General features: G+C 64.3%; 20 protein-coding genes (1 of these 20 cut by a window edge). 10 read left to right on the top strand and 10 right to left on the bottom strand.

The features are described 5' to 3' along the window. A protein-coding gene (locus tag U1H82_RS17975) for a putative bifunctional diguanylate cyclase/phosphodiesterase (RefSeq protein ID WP_322966366.1) crosses the window boundary here: on the top strand, positions 1–1,222 show its 3' portion. The gene continues 740 nt to the left of window position 1, outside the view; 1,222 of the gene's 1,962 nt are visible here — the last part of the coding sequence; the start codon falls outside the window, past its left edge; it ends in the stop codon at positions 1,220–1,222. Here U1H82_RS17975 and U1H82_RS17970 read toward each other — a convergent pair whose 3' ends face one another. Together U1H82_RS17970 and U1H82_RS17965 are read right to left on the bottom strand one after the other, a co-directional pair. After that, complete coding sequence (locus tag U1H82_RS17970; protein WP_322966365.1) at positions 1,223–2,134, bottom strand: crotonase/enoyl-CoA hydratase family protein; 912 nt, start codon at positions 2,132–2,134, stop codon at positions 1,223–1,225. Positions 2,135–2,245: 111 nt separating this feature from the next. Then, positions 2,246–4,144, bottom strand: a complete 1,899-nt coding sequence (locus U1H82_RS17965) for a S9 family peptidase (RefSeq protein ID WP_322966364.1) — start codon at positions 4,142–4,144, stop codon at positions 2,246–2,248. A 237-nt stretch (positions 4,145–4,381) separates the two neighbouring features. On the opposite strand from U1H82_RS17965, the gene U1H82_RS17960 reads away from it, so the two are divergent. Further along, entirely contained in the window at positions 4,382–6,502 is a 2,121-nt protein-coding gene (locus U1H82_RS17960; RefSeq protein ID WP_322966363.1) for a TonB-dependent siderophore receptor, read from the top strand. A gap of 362 nt (positions 6,503–6,864) precedes the next feature. Here the strand turns inward: U1H82_RS17960 and U1H82_RS17955 are convergent, their stop codons facing one another. Next, positions 6,865–7,365: a flavin reductase family protein gene (locus U1H82_RS17955; protein ID WP_322966361.1), complete on the bottom strand. Its 501-nt coding sequence runs from the start codon at positions 7,363–7,365 to the stop codon at positions 6,865–6,867. Continuing rightward, positions 7,362–8,642, bottom strand: coding sequence for a 3-hydroxyacyl-CoA dehydrogenase (locus U1H82_RS17950; protein WP_322966360.1), 1,281 nt, complete (start codon positions 8,640–8,642; stop codon positions 7,362–7,364). Before U1H82_RS17950 ends, U1H82_RS17955 begins: the two co-directional genes overlap by 4 nt. Before the next feature lie 189 nt (positions 8,643–8,831). Here U1H82_RS17950 and pcaF point away from each other — a divergent pair, with 189 nt between their 5' ends. From pcaF to U1H82_RS17910, 8 genes are all read left to right on the top strand, one after another. Further along, positions 8,832–10,034 carry a 3-oxoadipyl-CoA thiolase gene (pcaF, locus tag U1H82_RS17945; RefSeq protein WP_322966359.1) on the top strand — a complete coding sequence of 401 codons (1,203 nt, stop codon included), beginning with the start codon at positions 8,832–8,834 and terminating at the stop codon, positions 10,032–10,034. A gap of 72 nt (positions 10,035–10,106) precedes the next feature. Continuing rightward, positions 10,107–11,159 carry an LLM class flavin-dependent oxidoreductase gene (locus tag U1H82_RS17940; protein ID WP_322966358.1) on the top strand — a complete coding sequence of 351 codons (1,053 nt, stop codon included), beginning with the start codon at positions 10,107–10,109 and terminating at the stop codon, positions 11,157–11,159. Next, positions 11,156–12,079 (top strand): VOC family protein, encoded by a 924-nt coding sequence (locus tag U1H82_RS17935; protein WP_322966357.1) that lies wholly within the window; start codon positions 11,156–11,158, stop codon positions 12,077–12,079. The genes U1H82_RS17940 and U1H82_RS17935 overlap by 4 nt, the downstream gene beginning before the upstream one ends. A gap of 27 nt (positions 12,080–12,106) precedes the next feature. Then, a complete protein-coding gene (gene ribB, locus U1H82_RS17930; protein ID WP_322966356.1) occupies positions 12,107–13,201 on the top strand; it encodes a 3,4-dihydroxy-2-butanone-4-phosphate synthase in 1,095 nt (364 codons plus the stop codon). Between the two features lie 102 nt (positions 13,202–13,303). Further along, positions 13,304–13,525 carry a dodecin gene (locus U1H82_RS17925; protein ID WP_322966355.1) on the top strand — a complete coding sequence of 74 codons (222 nt, stop codon included), beginning with the start codon at positions 13,304–13,306 and terminating at the stop codon, positions 13,523–13,525. A gap of 32 nt (positions 13,526–13,557) precedes the next feature. Then, a complete protein-coding gene (locus tag U1H82_RS17920) occupies positions 13,558–13,743 on the top strand; it encodes a hypothetical protein (protein ID WP_322966354.1) in 186 nt (61 codons plus the stop codon). Beyond that, positions 13,737–14,099 carry a Rieske (2Fe-2S) protein gene (locus U1H82_RS17915; RefSeq protein WP_322966353.1) on the top strand — a complete coding sequence of 121 codons (363 nt, stop codon included), beginning with the start codon at positions 13,737–13,739 and terminating at the stop codon, positions 14,097–14,099. Before U1H82_RS17920 ends, U1H82_RS17915 begins: the two co-directional genes overlap by 7 nt. Positions 14,100–14,101: 2 nt before the next feature. Then, the gene (locus tag U1H82_RS17910; protein WP_322966352.1) at positions 14,102–14,395 is read left to right on the top strand and encodes a YciI family protein; all 294 of its coding nucleotides are present in this window, start codon (positions 14,102–14,104) and stop codon (positions 14,393–14,395) included. A gap of 9 nt (positions 14,396–14,404) precedes the next feature. Here the strand turns inward: U1H82_RS17910 and U1H82_RS17905 are convergent, their stop codons facing one another. From U1H82_RS17905 to U1H82_RS17880, 6 genes are all read right to left on the bottom strand, one after another. Beyond that, complete coding sequence (locus U1H82_RS17905) at positions 14,405–15,898, bottom strand: aldehyde dehydrogenase family protein (protein ID WP_322966351.1); 1,494 nt, start codon at positions 15,896–15,898, stop codon at positions 14,405–14,407. A 62-nt stretch (positions 15,899–15,960) separates the two neighbouring features. Beyond that, a complete protein-coding gene (locus U1H82_RS17900) occupies positions 15,961–16,992 on the bottom strand; it encodes a hydroxyquinol 1,2-dioxygenase (protein ID WP_322966350.1) in 1,032 nt (343 codons plus the stop codon). Between the two features lie 25 nt (positions 16,993–17,017). Continuing rightward, positions 17,018–17,515 (bottom strand): cupin domain-containing protein, encoded by a 498-nt coding sequence (locus tag U1H82_RS17895; RefSeq protein ID WP_322966349.1) that lies wholly within the window; start codon positions 17,513–17,515, stop codon positions 17,018–17,020. 163 nt (positions 17,516–17,678) lie between these two features. Continuing rightward, the gene (locus U1H82_RS17890; protein ID WP_322966347.1) at positions 17,679–18,548 is read right to left on the bottom strand and encodes a helix-turn-helix domain-containing protein; all 870 of its coding nucleotides are present in this window, start codon (positions 18,546–18,548) and stop codon (positions 17,679–17,681) included. Positions 18,549–18,653: 105 nt separating this feature from the next. Then, the gene (locus U1H82_RS17885; RefSeq protein ID WP_322966345.1) at positions 18,654–19,520 is read right to left on the bottom strand and encodes a dioxygenase family protein; all 867 of its coding nucleotides are present in this window, start codon (positions 19,518–19,520) and stop codon (positions 18,654–18,656) included. A 13-nt stretch (positions 19,521–19,533) separates the two neighbouring features. Beyond that, positions 19,534–21,861 carry a TonB-dependent receptor gene (locus U1H82_RS17880; protein WP_322966344.1) on the bottom strand — a complete coding sequence of 776 codons (2,328 nt, stop codon included), beginning with the start codon at positions 21,859–21,861 and terminating at the stop codon, positions 19,534–19,536. Between the last annotated feature and the right edge of the window lie 65 nt (positions 21,862–21,926).

Raw genomic sequence — 21,926 nt, 5'->3', positions numbered from 1 at the left:
ACTGGCTTTGCTCTGGCTCGACCTCGATCGCTTCAAGGAGGTGAACGACTCCTTCGGGCATCTGGCGGGCAATGCGTTGCTCGTCGCCATCGCACGACGGCTGACCGAACGCTTCGGCGGCAGCGGCATCGTCGCCCGGCTGGGCGGCGATGAATTTGCGGTCCTATGCCATATCCCGCATCGCGCGGCGACGGATCGGATCGGTGAAACCATATCGGATCTGGTGCGACAGCCCGTACCGTTCAACGGCCATATCCTGCACACCACCACCTCGATCGGCGTCGCCATCGCGCCTGATGATGGCGATGATGCCGATACCTTGCTGAAGAACGCCGATCTGGCGCTGTACCGGGCCAAGGAAAGCGGGCGCGGCCAGTTCCTCTTCTACGAACCGGTCATGGACGAAAAGATCGAGCGTCGTCGCCAGCTTGCCGCCGCGATGACCGGCGCCTTGGAGCGTGGCGAGTTTCATCTGCTCTTCCAGCCGATCTTCTGTCTGGCGCAGGGTAGTGTCCGGTCGTGCGAGGCGCTGCTGCGCTGGAACAGCCCGCAATTCGGCCAGGTCTCCCCCGCCGAGTTCATCCCGATCGCCGAGGAGAATGGCCTGATCGTCCCGATCGGCGAATGGGTGCTGCATCAGGCCTGTCGATCGGCGAGCACATGGCCATCGGACGTGACGGTCGCCGTCAATCTTTCGCCTGTCCAGTTGCGCACGCCCGAGCTGGTCGTCGCGGTGACGAATGCCCTGGAAGCCAGTGGCCTGCCAGCAAAGCGTCTGACCCTGGAAGTGACCGAGACGGTCCTGCTCGATGATGTCGAGCGCTCGCTCGCCGCGCTGACGGCCCTCAACCGGATCGACGTCTGCACGACGCTGGACGATTTCGGGACCGGCTATTCGTCGCTCAGCTATCTGACCCAGTTTCCGTTCCAGACGCTCAAGATCGACCGTTCCTTCGTCATCGACCTGGATCACAACCCCGCCTCGATCGCGATCGTCCAGACGATCGTCGAACTCGCCGCCAAGCTGGGCATGAGGACCGTGGCCGAGGGCGTGGAGACACCGGCTCAACTGGATCAGCTCCGCCGCACGCGCTGCGATGCGGTGCAGGGCTTCCTGATGGCCAAGCCGATACCTGCGCGTGACGTGGTCGCACTGCTGGCCCAAGGCGCCGTCGCGATGGAAGGCCTCGGACAAGGTCGCCCCCTGCCCGAGGCCGGTTGATCAGTCTTCAGCCTTGTCCCGCAAACGGGTTTGCGCGGCGATCAGCCGCTCCATCCGTTTCAGGTCGCCTTCGGTCAGCCGCAGCGCGGCATCCGCCCACAGATCGACCACAGCCTCCAGTTCCTCCAGCGGCAGTGGATTGACCGCCCGCGACGCCTCGTAAATGGCGCAATGGGCGCTGTGCCGCCGGTGGTTCTGGCGGATATAGTCGGCCACCATCTGCCGCCCCTCGCCCGGTGCGGCAAGACCATGGACCAGGCCCATCTCGTACAGTTCGTCCGCGCTATAGGTCCGGCCGCTGAGGATCATCTGCTCCGCCCGCGCCGCGCCCAGCCGCCGCGACAGGAAGCAATGCGCCCCCATGCCGGGGAAGAGGCCGAACATCGTCTCGGGCAGACCGAAGCTGGCACCGCGCTCGGCGATGACGACATGGAAGGACAAGAGCGCCTCGAACCCGCCGCCCAGCGCATCGCCCTCGACCAGTCCGATGGTGATGATCGGCCGCTCCAGCCCGCGCATGTTACGGTAGAGGATACGCACGCAGCGATGACCATAATGGGCCAGCGCCGCATGGTCGCGGTTGCGGATCGCCTGCGCGAACAGATCGAGATCGCCGCCCAGCGAAAACACACCGGGAAAGCGCGACCCGAGCACCAGATATCGGATCGGCATCGCGCCCGTATCGACACCCTGCACGATCGCGTCCTGCCAACGTTCGAAATCGTGCAACAGATCGGGGTTGAAGCTGGGCCTGGTGCGGGCCCGCATATCGGTCCACAAGGTCTGCGTCTTGTCGTCATAGCGGGTATCGAGCTGCTCGAAACACAGCGCCTGGCTTGCTTCCGGCACAACGGCCTGGGCGCGTCGCCTATCGCGAAGGTCGGTCGCCAGTTTGGGATCATAAGCGGTCATGGATCATACTCTCGACATGCAGCACCATGCTGCATGTCGAGGATAGCCCGGCCGCTTGGCAGGCCCGTTGCCAATCTGCCCCGCCATTCCCGGTTTTGGCGGAAAGATGAGTCAGTTAGCGGACGGCTGACCCAGATATTTGCCGAACCATGCCAGTTGTCGCTTCATCACATCGGCGGCCTGGGTCGGCACGCAATGCCCGGCATCGGGATAGATGACGAGGCTGGTCGGCACGTTCTGGCTCTTCAGCGCATTCCACCATTCGACCGACTGGGTGGGCGGCACCTCGATATCGCGTTCGCCGACATAGATGAAGGTGGGGGTATGGGCGGTCTTGACGTGATAGACCGCCGAGACATCCACATAGGGCTTATAGTCGTCGTAGACGGATTTGCCGAAGAACGGGATCATCCAGGTATTGATGCCGTTGGTGCCGTAATAGCTGACCCAATCGGACAGCCCTGCCCCCGCCACGATCGCCTTGAAGCGGTTCGTCTGGGTGTTTGCCCACATCGCCATGAACCCGCCATAGGAACAGCCGGTCATGCCCAGCCGCGCCTCGTCGACCGGGGCCAGCTTTTCGACCGCATCGATACCCGCCAGAATATCGCGCAGGTCGCCGCCACCGAAGTCGCGCTTGTTGGCGGCGGTGAACGCCTCGCCCTGGCCATAGGAGCCGCGCGGGTTGGGCAGGAACCGGTAATAGCCCGCATCCTCGAACGCGCTGGCCAACCCCTTTTCGATAAAGCGCGGCGTGCTGGCCGCAGAGGGGCCGCCATGGACCTGCACGATCATCGGCGCTTTCGCATCGGGCCTGGCGGTCAGCGGCGACAACAGCCACCCCTGCACGGTGAAGCCTTCGTTCGTCCACGTCACGCTGCGCGCCTGGACGGCGGGCTGGGCGGCATCATTGTCATGCGTGATCTGCTGCAACGCCGTCGGGCGCCCAGCATAGACGGCGGGCGCGTGGGTGAAGTCCTCGACGACGCTTGCCGCCATATCGCCCTTCGCGTTCCAGGCGATCCGACCGTCTCCCGCGGACAGCCCCACCGGTCGCGCGAACAGCGGACGCGGGGCGCGGCCGGGCTCGATGGCGACCGCACCCATCTGGTCGCCCTGAAGCGTCGCCGCCCGCAAGCCGCCCTTGGTCCAGGCCAGCGAGGTGAAGGTGATCGGCTGCCCCTTGGTCTGGTCGGTGGGAATGCCTCCGGCCAGCGGCACGGTCCACACATCGCCGCCGATCGACCCGAAATCGCTCATCAATCCGCCGATATAGGCGACGGTCTTTCCATCGGGTGAGACACGCGGCATGTTGAGCTGGGTCGATGGCCTGGCGATGTTGGTCACCGTGCCGGTCGTTGCATCCACCCGGTCGAGCGTCGCCACCCACCAGTTCGCATCGCCATTGCCCAGCGCCGAGGTCACGACCAGCGCCGATCCATCGGGCGTCCAGTCATATTCGTAGATATAGCGTCCCTTGGGCGACAGCGGCGTCGCCTTGGTCGGGGCCCCCTCCCCGACCGGTACGATTGCCAGACGCTGTTCGTCATTCTCTACGCCGATCTCCCCGATCTGCCGCGCGCCCGCCTGGGTCGCACCGGCATCCTTCGTCGCGCCCAGCGTGATGAGCATCGCAACCCGCTTGCCATCGGGCGAAAAACGCGGGGTCTGGGCGAGCCCATCCACAGTCGCGACCGGGCGCACCGTATCGCCGCGCGCGATCATCAGGGTCGCGACACCCTTGTCGCGTGCCAGAAACGCAAGGGCGTCACCCTGTGGCGCGAAGGTCAAGCCCGAATAGCTGCATGTGGCGCAGGGATCGATCCGGCGCACCACCCGCCCGTCGCGGGCGTCGCGGACCACGATACCTGGATGCTTGCCCTCGCCCATTTCGATCGCGGCGACTTCGCCCCCCGACGGCGCCAGCGTCAGTCCGATATAGCGATGCACCGCCGCCTCAGCCGGAAACACGGTGGCCGAAGCAAGCAGAAGGGCGAGAGGAAGACGCATCGGATATCCTTGAGAGGAAATGGCGAGAAGCAGACACCGTGCGGCGCACGGCATCCGGGCGATACGGCGCAAGGCATAATCGACATTAGGACCGGTCGCCAGCGCTTGGATGACGCTGATGCCGTGTCCGGAGCGAGAGCCGACCGGTCCAACGCGTGGCCATGTTGAATCACGCTATTGACAATCACTCTCATTATTATCTTAAGGGCGACAAGTAAGCCAAAGGGGATTTTCGACGTGACGCCCATCTTCACGATACTCGCCGCCGTCACGGCCGCGCCTGACACCGTTCCGCAGTCGACCGCACCGGGCGACATCGTCGTCACGGCGCAGCAAACCAAGGGCGTCGATGAATATACCGTCCCGGCGCAGACCTCGGCCTATCGCCTGCCGATCAGCCTGCGTGATACGCCACAAGCAGTGAGCGTCGTCACACGGCAGCAGATCGACGACTTCCAGCTCAACGACATCAATGCGTTGCTGGCCACCGTACCGGGCTTCAACGTCCAGCCCCAGGAAACCGACCGCTTCTATTATTCGGCGCGCGGCTTCGACGTTCAGAACTTTCAGGTCGACGGCCTCGGCCTGCCGCCCGCCTTTGCGGTGCAGGTCGGATCGATCGACACCGCCATCTACGACCATGTCGAGGTGTTGAAGGGCGCGCCCGGCCTGCTCTCCCCCGTCGGCAATCCGTCTGCCGTGGTCAATTTCGTCCGCAAGCGCCCGACGCGGGACTTCCAGGCGACCGGATCGGCACAATATGGCTCGTTCAACAGCCTTCGCCTTCAGGGCGATGTCTCGACGCCGCTCGACAAGGATGGGCATATCCGGGCGCTCGCCGTCGGTGTGTATTCGGATGCCGACAGCTATCTCGACCGCTATCACCTGCGTCGCTGGACCGGCTATGGTATCGTCGAGGCCGATCTCGGCCCGAATACCGTCGCGAGCATGGGTTATGGTTACCAGAACCATCACAGCTCGGCGGCACAATGGGGCGCGATCCCACTCTATTATACCGACGGCACCCGTATCCCGCTGGCACGGTCATCCAATACCGCGCCCGATTGGGCGGGGTTCAATGTCACCGATCGCCAGATATTCGGCGACATCACGCATCATTTCAATGACAAGTGGCTGATCAAGGCCAGCGCCTTCCGCCGGGCGACGAACGAGCAGGACGACCTGTTCTATGTCTATGGCAATCCCGATCGTTCGACCGGTCTGGGCGTCTTCTCCTATCCGGGATCGTTCAAGGCCTCCAGCCGCGACTTCACCTTCGACGTCCATGCCAGCGGGAGCTTCCAGGCGCTGGGACAGGAGCAAATGATCGTCTTCGGCTTCCTGCGCGGCGCACTCGAATATCGGCAGTTGTCACGCTACGACAATGCCGCGATCGGGGTATCCATCCCGCTGGACCAGTTGTTCAGCGGCAGCTTCCCGCGTCCGAACTTCCCGGCGACCTATAGCGACAATCCGGCCTCGTCCAACCTGACGCATCAGCGGCGGACCTCCGCCTATGCGACGATGCGCCTGCGCCCCGTCGATCCGCTCAAGATCATCCTGGGCGCCAACTATACATGGGCGCGCAGCGAGGGTTATTCCTATGGTTCGCCGAGCAATTACCGCGACAATCGCTTCCTGCCCTTTGTCGGTGCCACGCTCGACCTCACGCGTCATGTCAGCGCCTATGCCAGCTATGCGACGATCTTTAATCCGCAGAATGTGTTTGGCGCCGGTGGCACGCTGCTCGCCCCGATCAAGGGAAACAGCCTCGAAGGCGGATTCAAGGGCGAATGGTATGAGGGACGGTTAAACGCCGCCCTGTCCGTGTTCCGCGTCCGACAGGATAATTTCGCCGAAGCGGCCGGGTTCGATCCGACCATCGGCCAGACCATCTATCGCGGTGTGAATTCGAAGTCCGAGGGCGTCGAACTGGAATTCGGCGGCCAGCTCCTGCCGGGCGTCCAGGCCACCGGCGGCTACACGATCATGCGCATTCGCGGCGATGACGGCCAGCCGACCCGCACCTTCGTCCCGCGTCAGACCGCCAAGCTGAACCTGACCTACACCCCACCGGTCCTGCCCGCCCTGAAGCTGGGCGCGTCGCTTCAGTATCAGACGAAGATCTATGTCGTCGGATCGACCACCTCGACCATCACCGGCCAACCGATCCGCGTCACCCAGGACAAATATGCGACGCTCGACCTGCTCGGCAGTTATAAGATCACGAAGAATCTCCAGTTGGCGGTGAACGTGCGCAACGTGACGAACACGAAGGCGATCAATGCGCTCACCTATGATCAGGGCTATTACAACGCGCCGAGAAGCGTGTTGGGGACCGTCACCATCAGCTACTGATCCTGGCAAAGGGGACTGCCCCTCAACGATCGGGTCGGCACCCGCCGTCCCGATCGTCATTATCACGGGGAATGTGTCAGACTCGGCATGAAGGACGGACAAAGGCCGACCGGCAAGCATGCCACCTAACGCGCCGATTCGATCATCCAAAACGCCGCGAATCTGGGATTTTTGGAAATGGTCGGGGAGACAGGAACCCGGCAGGATCGCACTGATATGGACGGTAAGTATCTAAGATGCTTAGTCGTAACGGTTTTTCCTGACGCAGTGCTGCGGTGCTGCTACGGGCATATGCTACGTAATCGAACCGGAGGGAGCGCCCGATGACCAGCGCTTGCGCACGGCCATGCCCGCTCCCTGCATTACACCAAAGCGACACAGCCATGATAGGAACCGTTAAGGAACACGAGCGGCCGTTCTTCCTCCGATCGGGACATTCGCTCCACGGCACCGATGACCAGATAATGATCTCCGATCTCCTTGATTTCGGTAATTCGGCATTCGACCCAAGCTACGGCCCCGTCGATCAAGGGCATGCCCGACACGCTCGAGCGATGGGCGATGTCGACGAATTTGTCGGCGCTCTTGCCGGCAAAATGCCTGCAGATTTCAACCTGATCGGCGCCCAGGACATTGACGCAGAACCGCCCCGATTCAGCGATCTTAGGCCAACTGCTCGAGCTCTTCCCAGGGAAAAAACCGACGAGCGGCGGATCGAGCGAAATGGAGGTGAAGGAGCCGACCACGAAGCCGAAGCGCTCGTCATTGTTGATCGACGTGATTACCGCGACGCCGGTCGGGTAACAGCCGAGCACCTTGCGGAACGTCGTGGGGTCAATTGCAAACTCATCAAGCACGGTCATGCACTGGGTTCCTGTACTGACGTAGGATTGGGCGCCGGCCGATCCGACCGGGCGAGCGTTTGAAGCGCTGGTGACGGGGTGCGGCCGAGCGCGGCCAGCTTTCCTTCGATGTCGGCCAGGCCGATTTCCCGTCCATGGTACATCGGGCCGCCGGTCCGACGCGGCCAGCCATAGCCGTTGATCCAGACGACATCGATATCGCTTTCCCGTTGCGCGACCCCCTCTGCCAAGAGCTGCGCGCCCTCGTCGATCATCGGGAGCAGCATGCGGTCGAGGATCGCCTCGTCGGTCCAGGCTCGGGGCTGGTGCCCCCGATCACGCGCGAACCCCGCGATGATCTCAAGCGCTTCGGCAGAAGGCCGTGGCCGCCGATCGTCGCCATAATCGTAAAAGCCGGCCCTCGTCTTCTCGCCCCGGCGACCGGCATCGCAAAGCCGCTCACGAATGGTCGAGCCGGTCGAGGTTTCGGCCGACCAGCCGAGATCAAGCCCCGCCAGATCCCCGATACGAAACGGCCCCATCCGAAAGCCGAAGCCTTCGACGATCAGGTCGATCCGCTCGGGCGAGACGCCGTCGAGCAGCAGCCCCTCGGCCTCCTGTCGGCGGACCGCAAGCATCCGGTTGCCGATAAAGCCATAGGCGTTGCCCGCGACCACCGGACGCTTGCCCAGACGCCTGGCGACGGCCAGCCCGGTCGCGATGACATCCATGGCGGTCGCGGGAGTCCGGACGATCTCGATCAGCTTCATGATGTGGGCGGGTGAGAAGAAATGCAGCCCCAGCACGTCCGCAGGTCGATCGGTCACCGCCGCGATCGCCGCGATGTCGAGATAGGAGGTATTGCTGGCAAGGACCGCGCCCGGCCGCAACACGCGATCGAGTTCGCGGAAGATCGCCTGCTTCACGGCCATCGTCTCGAACGCCGCTTCGATGGCGAGGTCGACGTGGCCGAGCGCCGCGATGTCGGTCGAGAAACGCAGCGCAGCGCTCGCCTTGGCCGCCGCGTCCGGGCCGATCCGACCGGAGGCGGCATTGTCGCCGATCGTCCGCTCGATGCCATCCACGGCACGCCCCACGGCGGCGGGATTCCGATCGACGATCGTCACCGAATAGCCCGAGGACAGCAGCGCGATGGCGATCCCGACCCCCATCGTACCGCCCCCGACGACGCCGATCGCACGGACGGGGCGCGGTGCCACATCCTCGATGCCCGGATAGCGTTCGGCCTCGGCTTCAGCCCATCCGATATAGTGTTCTGCGGCGATCGCGTCGGTCATGTCGTCTGCTTCACGGCCCATGTTCTTGCGGTGTCGCCATAATCATACGCGCCAGTCGGCCGGGTCCAGCGCAAAGCGGGTCACAGGACGGACAGCCCGAAATTGGCAGGGCCGTTCACTGTGGGAGCAGGCCTATCCTCAGTGCGTACCCACCACCGACGTTCGACACGCAAGCGAGAGCAATTTCCGATGGCCGAAGCCTTTATCTGTGACGCCGTGCGAACGCCGATCGGACGATATGGCGGGGCATTGTCCGCCGTGCGTGCGGACGACCTCGCCGCCGTCGTTCTCAAGGCGCTGGCCGAGCGCAATCAGGGGCTGGATTGGACGGCGGTGGACGATGTCATCTTCGGATGCGCCAATCAGGCCGGAGAGGATAATCGCAACGTCGCCCGCATGGCTACCTTGCTCGCAGGGCTGGACGAGGGAATAGGCGGGACCACCGTCAACCGGCTGTGCGGATCGGGGCTCGATGCCGTGGCGGTGGCCGCCCGATCGATCCGCGCTGGCGAGGCCGACCTGATCGTCGCCGGCGGCGTCGAGAGCATGAGCCGCGCGCCCTTCGTGATGCCCAAGGCACAGACCGCATTCGCCCGCGCCACCGAGATCCATGACACGACGATCGGGTGGCGGTTCGTCAATCCCAGGATGGCGGCGCTCTACGGCGTGGATTCGATGCCCCAGACGGCGGAGAACGTCGCCGACCAGTTCGGCATAGCGCGCGACGATCAGGACGCATTCGCGCTACGCAGCCAGACCAAGGCCGCCAGCGCGCAAGCCAATGGCCGCTTCGCGCGAGAGATCGTGCCGGTCAGCGTCGCACAGCGGAAAGGTGGAAACAGCCTCGTCGAGATCGACGAGCATCCGCGTGCCACGGACCTGGAGACGCTAGCCAAGCTGAAGCCCGTGGTTCGGCCCGACGGCACCGTCACTGCGGGCAATGCGAGCGGAGTCAATGACGGCGCGGCGGCGCTGATCGTCGCGTCGGAGGCGGCGGTGAAGCGCCATGGGCTCACCCCCCGCGCTCGCATCATCGGGTCGGCCGCCGCTGGCGTCGCGCCCCGGATCATGGGGGTCGGCCCGGTGCCCGCCGTGTCCAGGCTTCTGACGCGCACAGGGATTGCGCTCGAACGGTTCGACGTGATCGAGTTGAACGAGGCCTTCGCCAGCCAGGCGCTCGCCGTCTTGCGCGGGCTGAAGATCGCCGACGACGATACCCGCGTCAATCCGAACGGCGGCGCGATCGCGCTCGGCCACCCATTGGGAATGTCGGGCGCGCGGCTCGCCATGACGGTCACCGAAGAGCTGGTCCTGACGGGCGGGTCCCATGGCCTGGTGACCATGTGCGTGGGCGTTGGTCAGGGCATCGCGATGGCGCTGGCGCGCGTGTGATGGCCCCGCCTCCCCTGTCCCGCCCGGCGGTAACGCGCCATCCGTCCATGACGCCCCTCAAGAGGTAAACCGATGGGAGAACGCCCGCTTCACCTCTCGGTCCTGGATCAGAGCCCCATTGCGCAATCGGGCACGGCGGTTTCGGCCGTGCGGGAGACCATCGAACTGGCCCGGCTGGCGGATCAGCTCGGCTATCGACGGTTCTGGGTTGCAGAGCATCATGCCTCCGAAACCTTTGCCGGCGCCGCACCCGAGGTGCTGATTGCGGCCATCGCGATGGCGACCGCGCGAATCCGCGTCGGCTCGGGTGGCGTGCTCCTGCCGCACTATTCCCCCTATAAGGTCGCCGAAACCTTCGGCGTCATCGCCGCAATCGCGCCCGGCCGGATTGACCTCGGGATCGGCCGTGCCTCGGGATGCGATCCGATCGCGACCCAGGCGCTGCGGCGGCATCGCCATATCGCGTCCGTCAGCAGCGACTTTCCAGGTCAACTCGCCGAGCTGATCGCCTATCATAGGCCGGAGGACGATGCCGCGGGCGGCACCGCACTGTCACGGCTGCGCGCCACGCTGCCGCACGGCGGATCGCCCGCCGATATCCTGCTGCTGGGAAGCTCACCCGAAAGCGCCCGTCTCGCCGCACGGCTCGGGCTGCCCTATGTCATCGCCGATTTCATCAATCCTCAGGCCAGTGGCCTCGCCGACCTGTACCGCGCCAACTTCCAGCCATCACGCACGCTGGGCACCCCGAAGGTCATCGTGGCGACCGCCGCGATCTGCGCGGAGGACCATGATCGTGCCTCGGACTTGCGCTATCCGTTCATCATGGTGATGGCCCTGATGTTCGAGGGCCATATCATCCCCGTGCCCTCGGTCGCGGACGCCAAGCGATGGGCCAGCGCCAACCCCGACATGGCGCAGCCGATCATGCACGTCACCTGGGGCACACCCGATGCCGTTGCGACCGGACTTCGCCGCATCGCCGACCGATATGGCAGCGACGAGATCATGATCTGCAACATCGTGCCCGAGTTCGATGCGCGTCTGGACAGCTATCGCCTGATCGCAGCCGCGCTGAAACCGGAAGAACGCCGCAGCCTTACCGAAGAAGGAGCCGTCGCATGACCGTCATCAAAGCGCAGGACATCGCCTATGTCCGCATCGCCGCGCCCGACGTCGAGGTGCAGGCGGGGTTCCTCCGCGACTTCGGGCTGACGGATCTGGGCACCCATGACGGCGAGCGATTGTTCCGGACCGAGGCGGGTGCCCCCTTCTGCTACGCCGTCACGCAGGGCGAGACGGGCCTTCTGGGCTTCGGCATGTGGTTGCCTAACGAGGCCGCGCTCGAGCGCTTGGCGCAGGCGGAGGGCGTGCCGATCCAAACCCATTCTGGGCCTGGCGGAGGCACATTCATCCGGCTGACCGATCCGAACGGATTCGAGGTCGACGGCTTTGTCGGGCAGCCGCGGAACGCGGTACAGGACGGCGAGGCTCATGCCGCCTGGAACGAGAATGGCCGCGTCGCCCGGATCGATCGCTTCCGGCAAGTCCGCAAGGGACCCAGCCGCGTGCTTCGCCTCGGCCATCTGGCGATCGTGGTGAACGATTTCGCAGAGAGCGACCACTGGTACAAAACGCGGTTCGGAATGCTCACCTCGGACGAATTCCAGATCGAGCCCGGCAAGTCGATCGGCTCCTTCCTCCGTACAGACCGTGGCACGGCGCCTGCCGATCATCACACCCTTGTGATCTTTCAGGCCGGCGGCGCGCCGCGTCTGCGGCACCTCGCCTTCGAGGTCGGCGGCGTGGACGACCTGATGGCCGGTCGCGAACATCTGGTGCAGCGGGGGTACACGCCGCATTGGGGCGTCGGCCGCCATGTACTGGGAAGCCAGATCTTCGACTATTGGTACGATCCGTTCGGCCGCGAACACGAGCATTGGACCGATGGCGACCAGCTCACCGCCGACACGCCCGCCAAGCTGGTGACCATGGAAGAGGTCATGGGCATCCAATGGGGCATGCAGCGCCCCTCCGCCAAATAATCGCACTCCCGACGATAGAGCCGCGCCATGATCTCCCCCGTCGAAGACATTCTCGCCGAAGCCCGCAACGGCCGCATGTTCATCATCGTCGATGATGAGGATCGCGAGAACGAAGGCGACCTGATCATTCCGGCCCAGATGGCGACGCCGGATGCGATCAATTTCATGGCCACTCACGGGCGCGGTCTGATCTGTCTCGCGCTGACGCGGCAGCGGGTCGATGATCTGCGACTGAAACCGCAGACCGAGGCCAATCTCTGTCGCAACGCCACCGCCTTCACCGTGTCGATCGAGGCACGTGAGGGGGTCACGACAGGTATCTCGGCGGCGGACCGATCGCGGACGATCCTGACCGCGATCGACAGCACCCGGCCGGCCACCGACATCGTCAGCCCCGGCCATGTCTTCCCCCTCGCCGCCCGGGACGGCGGCGTGCTCGTCCGCGCAGGGCACACCGAAGCCGCGGTCGACATCAGCCGCATGGCCGGTCTGAATCCATCGGGCGTGATCTGCGAGGTGATGAAGGATGACGGGTCGATGGCGCGCCTGCCGGACCTGATCGAATTCGCCAAACGCCATTCGCTCAAGATAGGCACGATCCGCGACCTGATCGTCTACCGCCTGCGCAACGACCATCTGGTCCAGCAAGTCGATCGCGCCGAATTCGAGTCCGATCATGGCGGCACCTGGGAGTTTCTGAGCTATCTGAACAAGGTGACGGGTGAGTTCAGCTATGTGCTCAAGAAGGGCCGAATCCGTCCGGGTGAGCCGACTCTGGTCAGGGTCCACTCCGCCTCGCTGTTCGCCGACATGCTCGGCCAGACGGGGCCGAGACGCCGCATCCTCCAGCGTACGATGGACCAGATCGGCGCGGCGGGCGCGGGCGTCATCCTGCTCATTCCGCCGCAACTCAATGGCAATATGCAACAGATGCGCGACGGCACGGCGGATGGCATGGACGAGCGCACTTACGGCATCGGCGCGCAGATCCTGGCCGACCTCAATGTCCACGACATGATCCAACTGACCAACAGCCACAGCAAGACGATGATCGGGCTGGAAGCGTTCGGGCTGCATATCGTCGAACAGCGTGAGATCGATATGGGCAGTGACCTCGACTGACGCCGTCGCGCCGTGCACCCGGCGGACAATTTCGACTTACCGATCACCTTCGCGCGCGATCGACCTAGCATGACGGCGCGAAATCCAACGCGGAGCCGCTTCATGTCTGATCACGTGTACAAGATCGTCGAAATCGTCGGCAGTTCGGAGATCGGCGTGGACGATGCCATCCGGACCGCCGTATCGCTCGCGAGCCGTTCGCTGCGCAATCTCGACTGGTTCGAGGTTGTCGAGACACGGGGTCACATCGTCGATGGCCAGGTCGACCACTTTCAGGTCACGCTCAAGGTCGGCTTCAGGCTCGAGACCGAGACGGCGGCGTGACAGCCGCCCATAATCGACACCCGCCTCGACGCATGTCGATGATCGCCATGTTTCGCCACCAGCTTGCCTGCCTGCGCGCGAATGCGCGTGCCCTTTTCGCTGACGGCGACGGATCGACCGGCATGGTCTGTCCGGGTGATCCGAGCGCATGGGGTATCGCGATCGACGCAGCCCGCCGCGCCGAGGCCGACGAAACGGAGCATGCCACCCGATGGTAGACTGGCGAAGCAAGGCCAATGCCCCCGCGCCCGGCACGGTTCTGGGCTCCGTGGCAGAGGTGGGCCGGGGCGGACGCGAATATGTCTTCGGGCGCGGCCTTTCGGCCTTCCGCATGTTCGTCGTGCGGCATGGCGACGCGGTGCGCGGCTATGTGAACATGTGTCCGCATTACTCGCTGCCGCTCAACCACCGCGCCGACCAATTCCTCAGCCGTGACGGCAGCCGGATCATGTGCCGCCAACATCTCGCGCTATTCGCGATTGAGGATGGGCGGTGCCTGGGCGGGGCGTGCGAAGGCGAAGCGCTTCAGCCCGTGCCGTTGAGACTCAACGGCGATCAACTGGTCGTGGAGTGACCATGCCTTATTTTGTCTTCCAAGGCGTCGACGCGCCGGATTCCGCAGCACGCCGCGCCGGACTGCGCGACGCACACCGGGCTTATATCCGCCGCGACGCGATCGATTGCCGGACCGTGCTGGGTGGCCCACTCCTCACCGAGGACGCACAGATGTTCTCCACATTGCTGGTGTTCGAGGCGGAGGACCGGGCGGCGGTTGTCCGGTTCATGCGCGACGACCCCTATATGCGTGGCGGTCTGTTCGCGTCGGTGTCGGTCGACCAGTGGCTGTGGGGCCTTGGTCAACCGACCTGATCGTGCGGATCAACGCTTGTAGAAGGGCGCGATCGGCGCATCGACGTTGATCCACACCGATTTCGGCTGGGTATATTCGCGCATCGCCTCGAACCCCATCTCGCGGCCATAGCCGGACTGGCCGACGCCGCCGAACGGCGAGGCGGGATGGACCCGCTTGTAGGAATTGACCCAGACCATGCCGGCGTGCAGCTTCTTGGCGACGCGGTGGCCGCGGCCGATATTCTGCGTCCACAGCCCCGAGCCGAGGCCATAGGCGGTGCCGTTGGCGATCGCGATCGCCTCCTCCTCGTCGCGGAAGGTGGTGACCGAGACAAACGGTCCGAACACCTCCTCCTGGCTGACGCGATGCGAAGGATCGGCGCGGACGATCGTCGGCTCCACGAAGAAGCCCTTGGCCAGCGCCGGATCGTCGGGCAGCCTGCCCCCGGCCAGCACCTCGCCGCCCTGGTCGCGCGCGACCTGGATATAGGACAGGACGCGCTCGTGATGGATGCGCGAGGTGAGCGGTCCCATCTCCGTCTCGGTATCGAGCGGATCGCCGAGGCGAATCGACTTGGCGAGCTTGACGAAGCCGTCGAGGAACTGCTCGGCGATCGCCTCGTGCAGGATCAGGCGCGACGCGGCGATGCACGCCTGGCCCTGATTGTGGAAGATGCCGAAGGCCGAGCCGCCGATCGCCGCCGGGATCACCGCGTCGTCAAAGACGATGTTCGGCCCCTTGCCGCCCAGTTCGAGTTGGACCTTCTTGAGGTTGCTGGCGGACGAGCGCACGATCGCCCGGCCGACATCGGTCGATCCGGTGAAGCTGACCTTGCCGATGCCGGGATGGTCGGCGATGCGCTGCCCGGCGGTGTGGCCATAGCCCGGCACGATGTTGACCACGCCGTCGGGAATGCCGACATGCTTGACCAGCTCGCCGATCCGCAAGGTGGTGAGCGGCGTGATCTCGGACGGCTTCATCACCACCGTATTGCCCGCCGCCAGCGCCGGACCCAGTTTCCAGCTCACGAACATCAGCGGGAAGTTCCACGGCACGATTTGCCCGACCACGCCGATCGGCTCGCGCTCGACATAGTTGAGGAAGCCGGCATCGACGGGGATCACCGATCCTTCCAGCTTGTCCGCCATGCCGCCGAAATAGCGGAAGCACAACACCGTGCGCGGCACGTCAAGCATCTGGCAGTCGCGGATCGGATGACCGGTATTGGTCGCCTCCAGTCGTGCCAGATAGTCGCTATCCGCCTCGATCGCATCGGCGAGCTTCAGGAGCAAACGGCCGCGCTCATGCGCCGCCAGCGCCGCCCAGCCGGGGGCCGCCGCCTGCGCTGCCTCTACGGCGCGATCGACATCCGCCTCGCCCGCCTCGGCGATGTCGCAGATAATCTCGCCGGTATAGGGATTGACGACCGGAATCGTCTTTCCTTCCACACCGTCGACCCATCGCCCCCCGATCAGCAAGCGAGTCTGCAGGCGCGCGGTGTCGATTGGAGGCAGCTTCATCGTGGGGTAACCTCGAAATTCATGGAAGCAGGCGCGGACCCGGCAGCCCGCGCCCTTCAGGATCAGAAGGTGACGGACACCACAGGCGCTTCACCCCTGGCGATCATCTCGGGGATCTTCGAGGAGGCATTCTCCCATACGAGCAGCATCGCGCGCTTGTCGGCATAGCCCTTGTGGCGGATGTCGGCGGGCATGCACGACACGTCACCCGCCTTGGCGGTCACCTTGGCGCGCGGCTTGCCGCTTTCCTTGTCCTTGATGTCCCAGACGATCTCGTCGGACAGGGTAATGAACCACTCGCACCGGTCGTTGCCATGGTCGACCGGCAGCGTGAACTCCTCCGAGGTCGGGCAAAACAGGCTGTCCCCCACCACCGAACACACGCTGGGGTTCCAGGTCACGTCGGAGCGACCGAGATAATTGAACAGGTTGTAGGCGCTGACCTCGTTCTCGAAGCCGGGCTCGACCTCGACCACCGGCTCGTCCTGCGGTACGTCGGAGAACATGCGGTTGAGCGGGAAGCCGTTCTCGTCAGTGCGGACCGGCGTGTCGCCGGGAAGACCCACCATGCGGCGCGCGGCGACGCGGGTGCGGTTGACCGCCTCGTCGTTATTGCCCTTTTTCGAGCCCCAGGGCACGCCCGTCTCCATCGGCGCTGCGAAGGGATCGTAACCGGCATTGGTCCAGTCGCTGACCATCTGCTTGAACAGCGGCATCAGCGCCTCGCTGGCGAACCGCTCCTCGAAGTCGCGGCCAGCATTGCGATAGGCGTCGTTGAAGCGACCGGCGAATAAGGTCACTTCGCCATAATGGTTGATCGTGCCGACGACGTCGTCGAAATTCACCACACCGTAAAAGAAACCCCAGGCGACGTCGCGCATCAACGCGCGCAGGAACACGTCGATCGGCAGGACGTGGTTGCCGCCGGGCCAGGAGATACGGGCGAAATATTCGTCACGGCGGAAGTTGAAGCTGCCCGCCTGGAAGGTTCGATAGCCGGTGGCGTTCTCGATCGCGCCGATCGAGATCGCGGATTCGTCCAGCGAGTCGGCGGACGCGACGGCGGCGTTCTGCATTGCTTCGGTCATGGCCATGGGATCAACTCCTCGGATCGGGGTATCAGGCTTCGGTCTGGCAGATGGTCGCCCATTTCTGGACGGTCACCAGCCCCTCGATGGTCTGGATCATCAGGCACACGGGCTGGTCGGCGTGGAAGCGATAGGCCGATCCCGCAGGCAGCAGCCCCTGATGGCCCTTGCCCAGGATCAGGCGCCCCATCTTGCGACCGTCGGGCAGGTCGTCGAGCGCGTGCGCGCCCTGCGCCTCTGCGTCGAGCAAAGCCGTTTCCGGTTTCACCAGATGCACCTCGACCTGCCCGTCCATCGACAGGACAAACTCGTCGTGCGCGCAGGTGTACCAGCCGGACGTGCCCTCGGCGCGTGCGACCTCGATGACATATTCGAAGTTCTTGGCGACCGCGACGCGCTCATAGGGGGCGCTGGTCTCGGCGACCTCGAAGATGTTGGAAAAGACGTAGTTCTTCGGGTTGTCGTCGATAATCGTGACGCCGCCCTTGTCATAATCGCTCAAGCTGCCGAAGCGTGTCTGATATTCCATGCTGCGGACCTCTCCTATTCGCCGGTTCGGCGTGATGTCGCACGTGGCGCCGCATTCGGCCGACCTGTGCCGTGACGTTGAGATTGGCTCCGAACCTCGGCGCGATCCTGCAAAAAGCCGCTGTCCGATGTGCAGGAATCGCGCAAAATGCCGGGCGCCTGGCTCATGACCGCGCCGTGCGGCGAAAGACGGCAGGCGTCAGGCCGGTGGCGCGGCGGAACATGCTGGTGAGGTGTTCCTGGTGCGTGAAGCCGCATTCCACCGCGATCTCGGCGATCGGCATCGAGTCCTTCAAAAGCCGCTTCGCCCGCTCGATCCGCAGGCGAATGAGATACTGGTGCGGCGGAACGCCGGTCGTCTGCTTAAAGCGCCGCGCGAAGTGCGACGCACTCATCGCGCAGGACGATGCCATGTCGGCCAGCGACAAGGGCTGGTCGAGCCTAGCTTCCATGAAGTCCACCACCTGCCGCAACTGCCGTTCGCCAAGGCTGCCCGCCGTGCATTCGGGGCCGGTGCATGGCCGCCCGAAACGCCGGAGCAGTCGCGCGGCCAGCGCGGCGGACAGATAATCCGCAAAGGCGCTGGCGCCGCTGTCCCCCTCCAGAAGGGCGCTACGAACCCCCAGAGCAAGCTGCTCGGCGAGGAGATCCGGCTCACCCAGACATGGGGTGATGTTCAGGTCCGTAGACATGCCGAGTTCCGCCGCGACCTCGTTCAACAAGGACCGTCTCAGATAAATATGGAGGCTGTCGAGTTCGCCCTCCAGCCGTACGCCGAAGTCGACGCCGCCGGGCAGAATGAACAGCCCGCCCGCCGGAACCACCCGGCGTTCGCGCTTCGAGCCCAATCGACGCTCGACGCCGACCGGTCCGCCCAGGTGGAGGATGACCAGGCAGTCCTCGACCGCTTCGAACTCCGCTTCATATGGCCGCTCATGCTGAAGCGACGCGTAGAGCGACTGCCATCCGAGCTGGTCGCTCGATACCTGGATCGAGTGTTCCGGACGCAGCAGGATGCCGTGGGTCTCGTGCACTCCGTATCCCGTGGGACAGGTTCCCGCCGACCTGACCGCACCGCCATGTGTCGCGCTATCGGCCAACATGGTCAGCCGCTCACGCCGCGATATGCCAAGGTCACCTCAACGGTCTCCTCTTTGCAGCACGAAGCGATAGTCAAGGCTGCGCCACGCGCCCTGAACCGCGCGACCATCCGGTGCGGGTGCTCGGTGCACACTCAGATCAGCGACGAGCGACGGCTTCACGCCGAATACCGCATCGCTGCCCAGATAGGCGTCGCCCCTGACGAACAGGTGTGTCACCAAAGGGCGATATCCCTCTGCGGCGATCCTGAAATGCACATGCGCGGGACGCCAGGCATGGCGGCCGGTGGCGGCGAGCACCTCTCCCGCCGGACCATCGGACGGAATCTGATATGAGGCCGGGATCACCGACCAGCAGCGAACGCGGCCCTTGTCGTCGGATTGGAAGCGCCCGCGATTGATATGCGCGCCGTCGGGCAGATCGCGCTGCACGTCATATACGCCGTCATCATCGGCCTGCCAGATATCGACCATGGCCCCGGCCAGCGGCGAGCCAGCGGCGTCGGTGACCGCAATGTCGATCCAGAGCGGTTTGCCCTGTGCGCCGCCCGACATATCGGCACCGAGCGGTAGAACCGGTGTGTCCTCGACAAAGAACGGGCCGAGCACGGTGCTTTCAGTCGCGGCCTCGTCTTCGCTGTGGTTGATCGCATCGACCAGCATCGACACGCCGAGCACGTCGGACAAAAGGATCAGTTCCTGGCGTGCGCCATGGGGCGTGTCACCGGTCCGCTTCAGGAAACCGATCGCCGCCGACCATTCCTCCGTCGATGGCCGAACCTCCATCACGAACGCATGGAGGTGCCGCGTCAACGCCGTGACGATCGCCTTCGTCCGCGGGTCGGGCGTGCCGCCGAAGCTGCGTATCACCGCCTCTGTGATCTCGGATGGCGTTACGACGTGCATCGGTCCGGCTCCGTCAGAACTTGATACCGGCCCGAACGCCATAGGTCCGGGGGGCACCGAGATTGCCGAAGAAGTCGGGCAGGACGCCGGGGGCCTTCTGCGCCGCGACCAGATAGGTCTCGTCGGTCAGATTGCGGACATAGGCGCCGATATACCATTTGCCGACGTGTGGCTGGAACGTCAGCAGCGCGTTGCCGGTGAAATAGCTGCCCTGCCGCGTCGCGGAGGTGAACCGGATCTCCAGATTCTGTGCGGACTGGAAATGGCCTTCGCCGCGCGCCACCAGCTCGTAACCGCCGATCGGGAAGACATGCTCATAGTTGCCGTTGAGCGTCCAGCGCGGGGCGGCGACATAGGGATGCCCATTGGGCTCGTTGACTTCGGTGGCCTGTCCCGCCCCGATCACGAAAGGCCCGGTATTGGATTCGAGGTATCCCAGCTCAAGTCCCAGGCTGTCGTTCGGCGTCGGCTTCCACCCCGCCTCGAGGTCCAGGCCGTACATATGGCCGGAGGGGATGTTTTCGATCAGGAGCTTCGTCCCGATCGACGGGATGTTGTAGATCGCCCCTTCCTGGTGATCCTTGTACCACCAGTAGAACAGGTTCGCGTGCAGACGGAACGTCCCGACATGGGCCCGCACGCCGCCCTCCAGCGAGGTCAGCTTCTCCGGCTTATAGACGGTGCTGATATCTGCCGTGGAATAGGTATTGACGCCGCCCGACTTATAGCCCGTCGAGAGGTTGGAATAGAGCATCACCTCGGGGCTCAGATCATATTGGGCACCAATTTTGAAATCGACATGGTTGAACCGCGCCGACTGCGACGAGGTTTGCGTGGTGATGAAGAGATTGTTGGGATCTTGTGCCTGTAACGAGGCCAAGGAGAAGCCCGCCCCCGGCGTACGCGCGATGCCACCGACCTGTTGGATCGGGATGAACGACGACAGGACTGGCGGCGCCAGCGTCGTGTTCAGCACATAGTCGATGTTCGGATCGACCTTCCGGATGTCATGCGAATAGCGCAGGCCGCCGGTGACGCGGAATTGCGGCGTGATCGAATAGGTCACCTGCCCGAACGCAGCCTGCGAATAGGCGGGGGTCTCGGACGAGACGCCGTTCGCGCTGATCGAGGTCGCCGCCGGATCGAAGAAGTTGTTCAGCGGCGACGTCGAGGCGAAGTCGGCGTTCGCGTTATAGAAGAACCCCTGATACGATCGCTGCCCCCACAAGGCATAGAGACCGGCGAGCCATTCGACCTTGTCCGTCTTGTGGCTCAACCTGGCCTCGACGCTGGTTTGGGACATGTCGTTCTGAACGTCGGCCCGATATCCGCTCATATACTGGATTTCGTCGGTCTTGATCTTCCGATAGGACGGCAGGATCGTCAGATCGGCGAAACCAAGATCGGCATTCAGTTCGGCGCGGATACCGTAATAGTTATTGTCGCGCCGGGCATCCGTGCCCTTGGTCGGATAATAGGTCGAGTTGAACGGATTGCCGTCGGGGGTTCCGCGTCCGAGGGGAAGCGCCACGGCACCGCTTCCGATCCCGCCTTCATGGAAATAGTCTCCGGCGAGTAGCAGCGACCATGTCTCGGCGCGGTACAGGAGCTGTCCCCGAACCCCGCCTTCCTTGGCATCCTCATAGGTGTCGGAGATGTAGCCGTCGCGGCGGTTGTAGATGCCCGAAACCCGCGCCGCCAGATTTTCGCCGAGCGGGACGTTGACGTATCCCTCAAGCTGATAATGGCCGTAATTGCCCCCTTCGCCGCTCAGTGAGCCGGACGTTTCGCCGATCCGCGGGCGGGCCGTCACGACGGACACGACGCCGCCGGTCGCGTCGGCGCCGTAGATCGTTCCCTGCGGCCCCTTGAGAACCTCGATCCGATCGACATCGTAGAAGCCGTTGGTGAGGCCGATATTGCCCTGAAGCGGCACACCGTCCTGAACGAAGCCGACCGCCGACCCGCTCAGCGGCGAGAACTGGCTCGAGCCGACGCCGCGAATGTTGAGGTTCACGACCGATCCGAGTTGGGCGGCCTGGAGCCCAGGTATCGCACCAGCGAGCTGTCGGGCGCTCGTAACACCCGCCGATGTCAGGTCATCGCCGCGAATTGCGGTGACGGCCACCGCCGACTTGTCGAGGCTCTGCGCCGTCTTGTAGGCCGTTACGATGATCTCGTTCGCATCCGGGGGCGCGGCACGATCACTGGACATATCTTTGGGAGGATTGGACGTCGACTGGACCGCGGTCGACTGCGCCGATGCAGGTGCGGCCGTCGCCACCACAATGTACGTCAGCGCACTCGCGCACACGAGCAGCTTGGCCACTTTGTTGTCCATCAAATCCTCGCCTATCCTGTGTACTGACGTACTTTTTGGCTGCGGAACGAAATCTGAGACAATCG

Source organism: Sphingomonas fuzhouensis (assembly GCF_034659795.1).
Taxonomy (GTDB): Bacteria; Pseudomonadota; Alphaproteobacteria; order Sphingomonadales; family Sphingomonadaceae; genus Sphingomonas; species Sphingomonas fuzhouensis.
The sequence above is the reverse complement of the archived record's forward strand: the minus strand, read 5'-3'. Positions and strand labels throughout refer to the sequence as shown.

Bases quoted from the DNA above. Each gene is read 5' to 3' on its own strand.
- U1H82_RS17885 (WP_322966345.1), bottom strand. From the start codon at position 19,520: ATGCACGTCGTAACGCCATCCGAGATCACAGAGGCGGTGATACGCAGC.
- U1H82_RS17905 (WP_322966351.1), bottom strand. From the start codon at position 15,898: ATGAAGCTGCCTCCAATCGACACCGCGCGCCTGCAGACTCGCTTGCTG.
- U1H82_RS17895 (WP_322966349.1), bottom strand. From the start codon at position 17,515: ATGGAATATCAGACACGCTTCGGCAGCTTGAGCGATTATGACAAGGGC.
- U1H82_RS17900 (WP_322966350.1), bottom strand. From the start codon at position 16,992: ATGGCCATGACCGAAGCAATGCAGAACGCCGCCGTCGCGTCCGCCGAC.
- U1H82_RS17965 (WP_322966364.1), bottom strand. From the start codon at position 4,144: ATGCGTCTTCCTCTCGCCCTTCTGCTTGCTTCGGCCACCGTGTTTCCG.
- U1H82_RS17925 (WP_322966355.1), top strand. From the start codon at position 13,304: ATGTCTGATCACGTGTACAAGATCGTCGAAATCGTCGGCAGTTCGGAG.
- U1H82_RS17970 (WP_322966365.1), bottom strand. From the start codon at position 2,134: ATGACCGCTTATGATCCCAAACTGGCGACCGACCTTCGCGATAGGCGA.
- U1H82_RS17935 (WP_322966357.1), top strand. From the start codon at position 11,156: ATGACCGTCATCAAAGCGCAGGACATCGCCTATGTCCGCATCGCCGCG.
- ribB (WP_322966356.1), top strand. From the start codon at position 12,107: ATGATCTCCCCCGTCGAAGACATTCTCGCCGAAGCCCGCAACGGCCGC.
- U1H82_RS17940 (WP_322966358.1), top strand. From the start codon at position 10,107: ATGGGAGAACGCCCGCTTCACCTCTCGGTCCTGGATCAGAGCCCCATT.
- U1H82_RS17920 (WP_322966354.1), top strand. From the start codon at position 13,558: ATGTCGATGATCGCCATGTTTCGCCACCAGCTTGCCTGCCTGCGCGCG.
- U1H82_RS17880 (WP_322966344.1), bottom strand. From the start codon at position 21,861: ATGGACAACAAAGTGGCCAAGCTGCTCGTGTGCGCGAGTGCGCTGACG.
- pcaF (WP_322966359.1), top strand. From the start codon at position 8,832: ATGGCCGAAGCCTTTATCTGTGACGCCGTGCGAACGCCGATCGGACGA.
- U1H82_RS17950 (WP_322966360.1), bottom strand. From the start codon at position 8,642: ATGACCGACGCGATCGCCGCAGAACACTATATCGGATGGGCTGAAGCC.
- U1H82_RS17910 (WP_322966352.1), top strand. From the start codon at position 14,102: ATGCCTTATTTTGTCTTCCAAGGCGTCGACGCGCCGGATTCCGCAGCA.
- U1H82_RS17915 (WP_322966353.1), top strand. From the start codon at position 13,737: ATGGTAGACTGGCGAAGCAAGGCCAATGCCCCCGCGCCCGGCACGGTT.
- U1H82_RS17955 (WP_322966361.1), bottom strand. From the start codon at position 7,365: ATGACCGTGCTTGATGAGTTTGCAATTGACCCCACGACGTTCCGCAAG.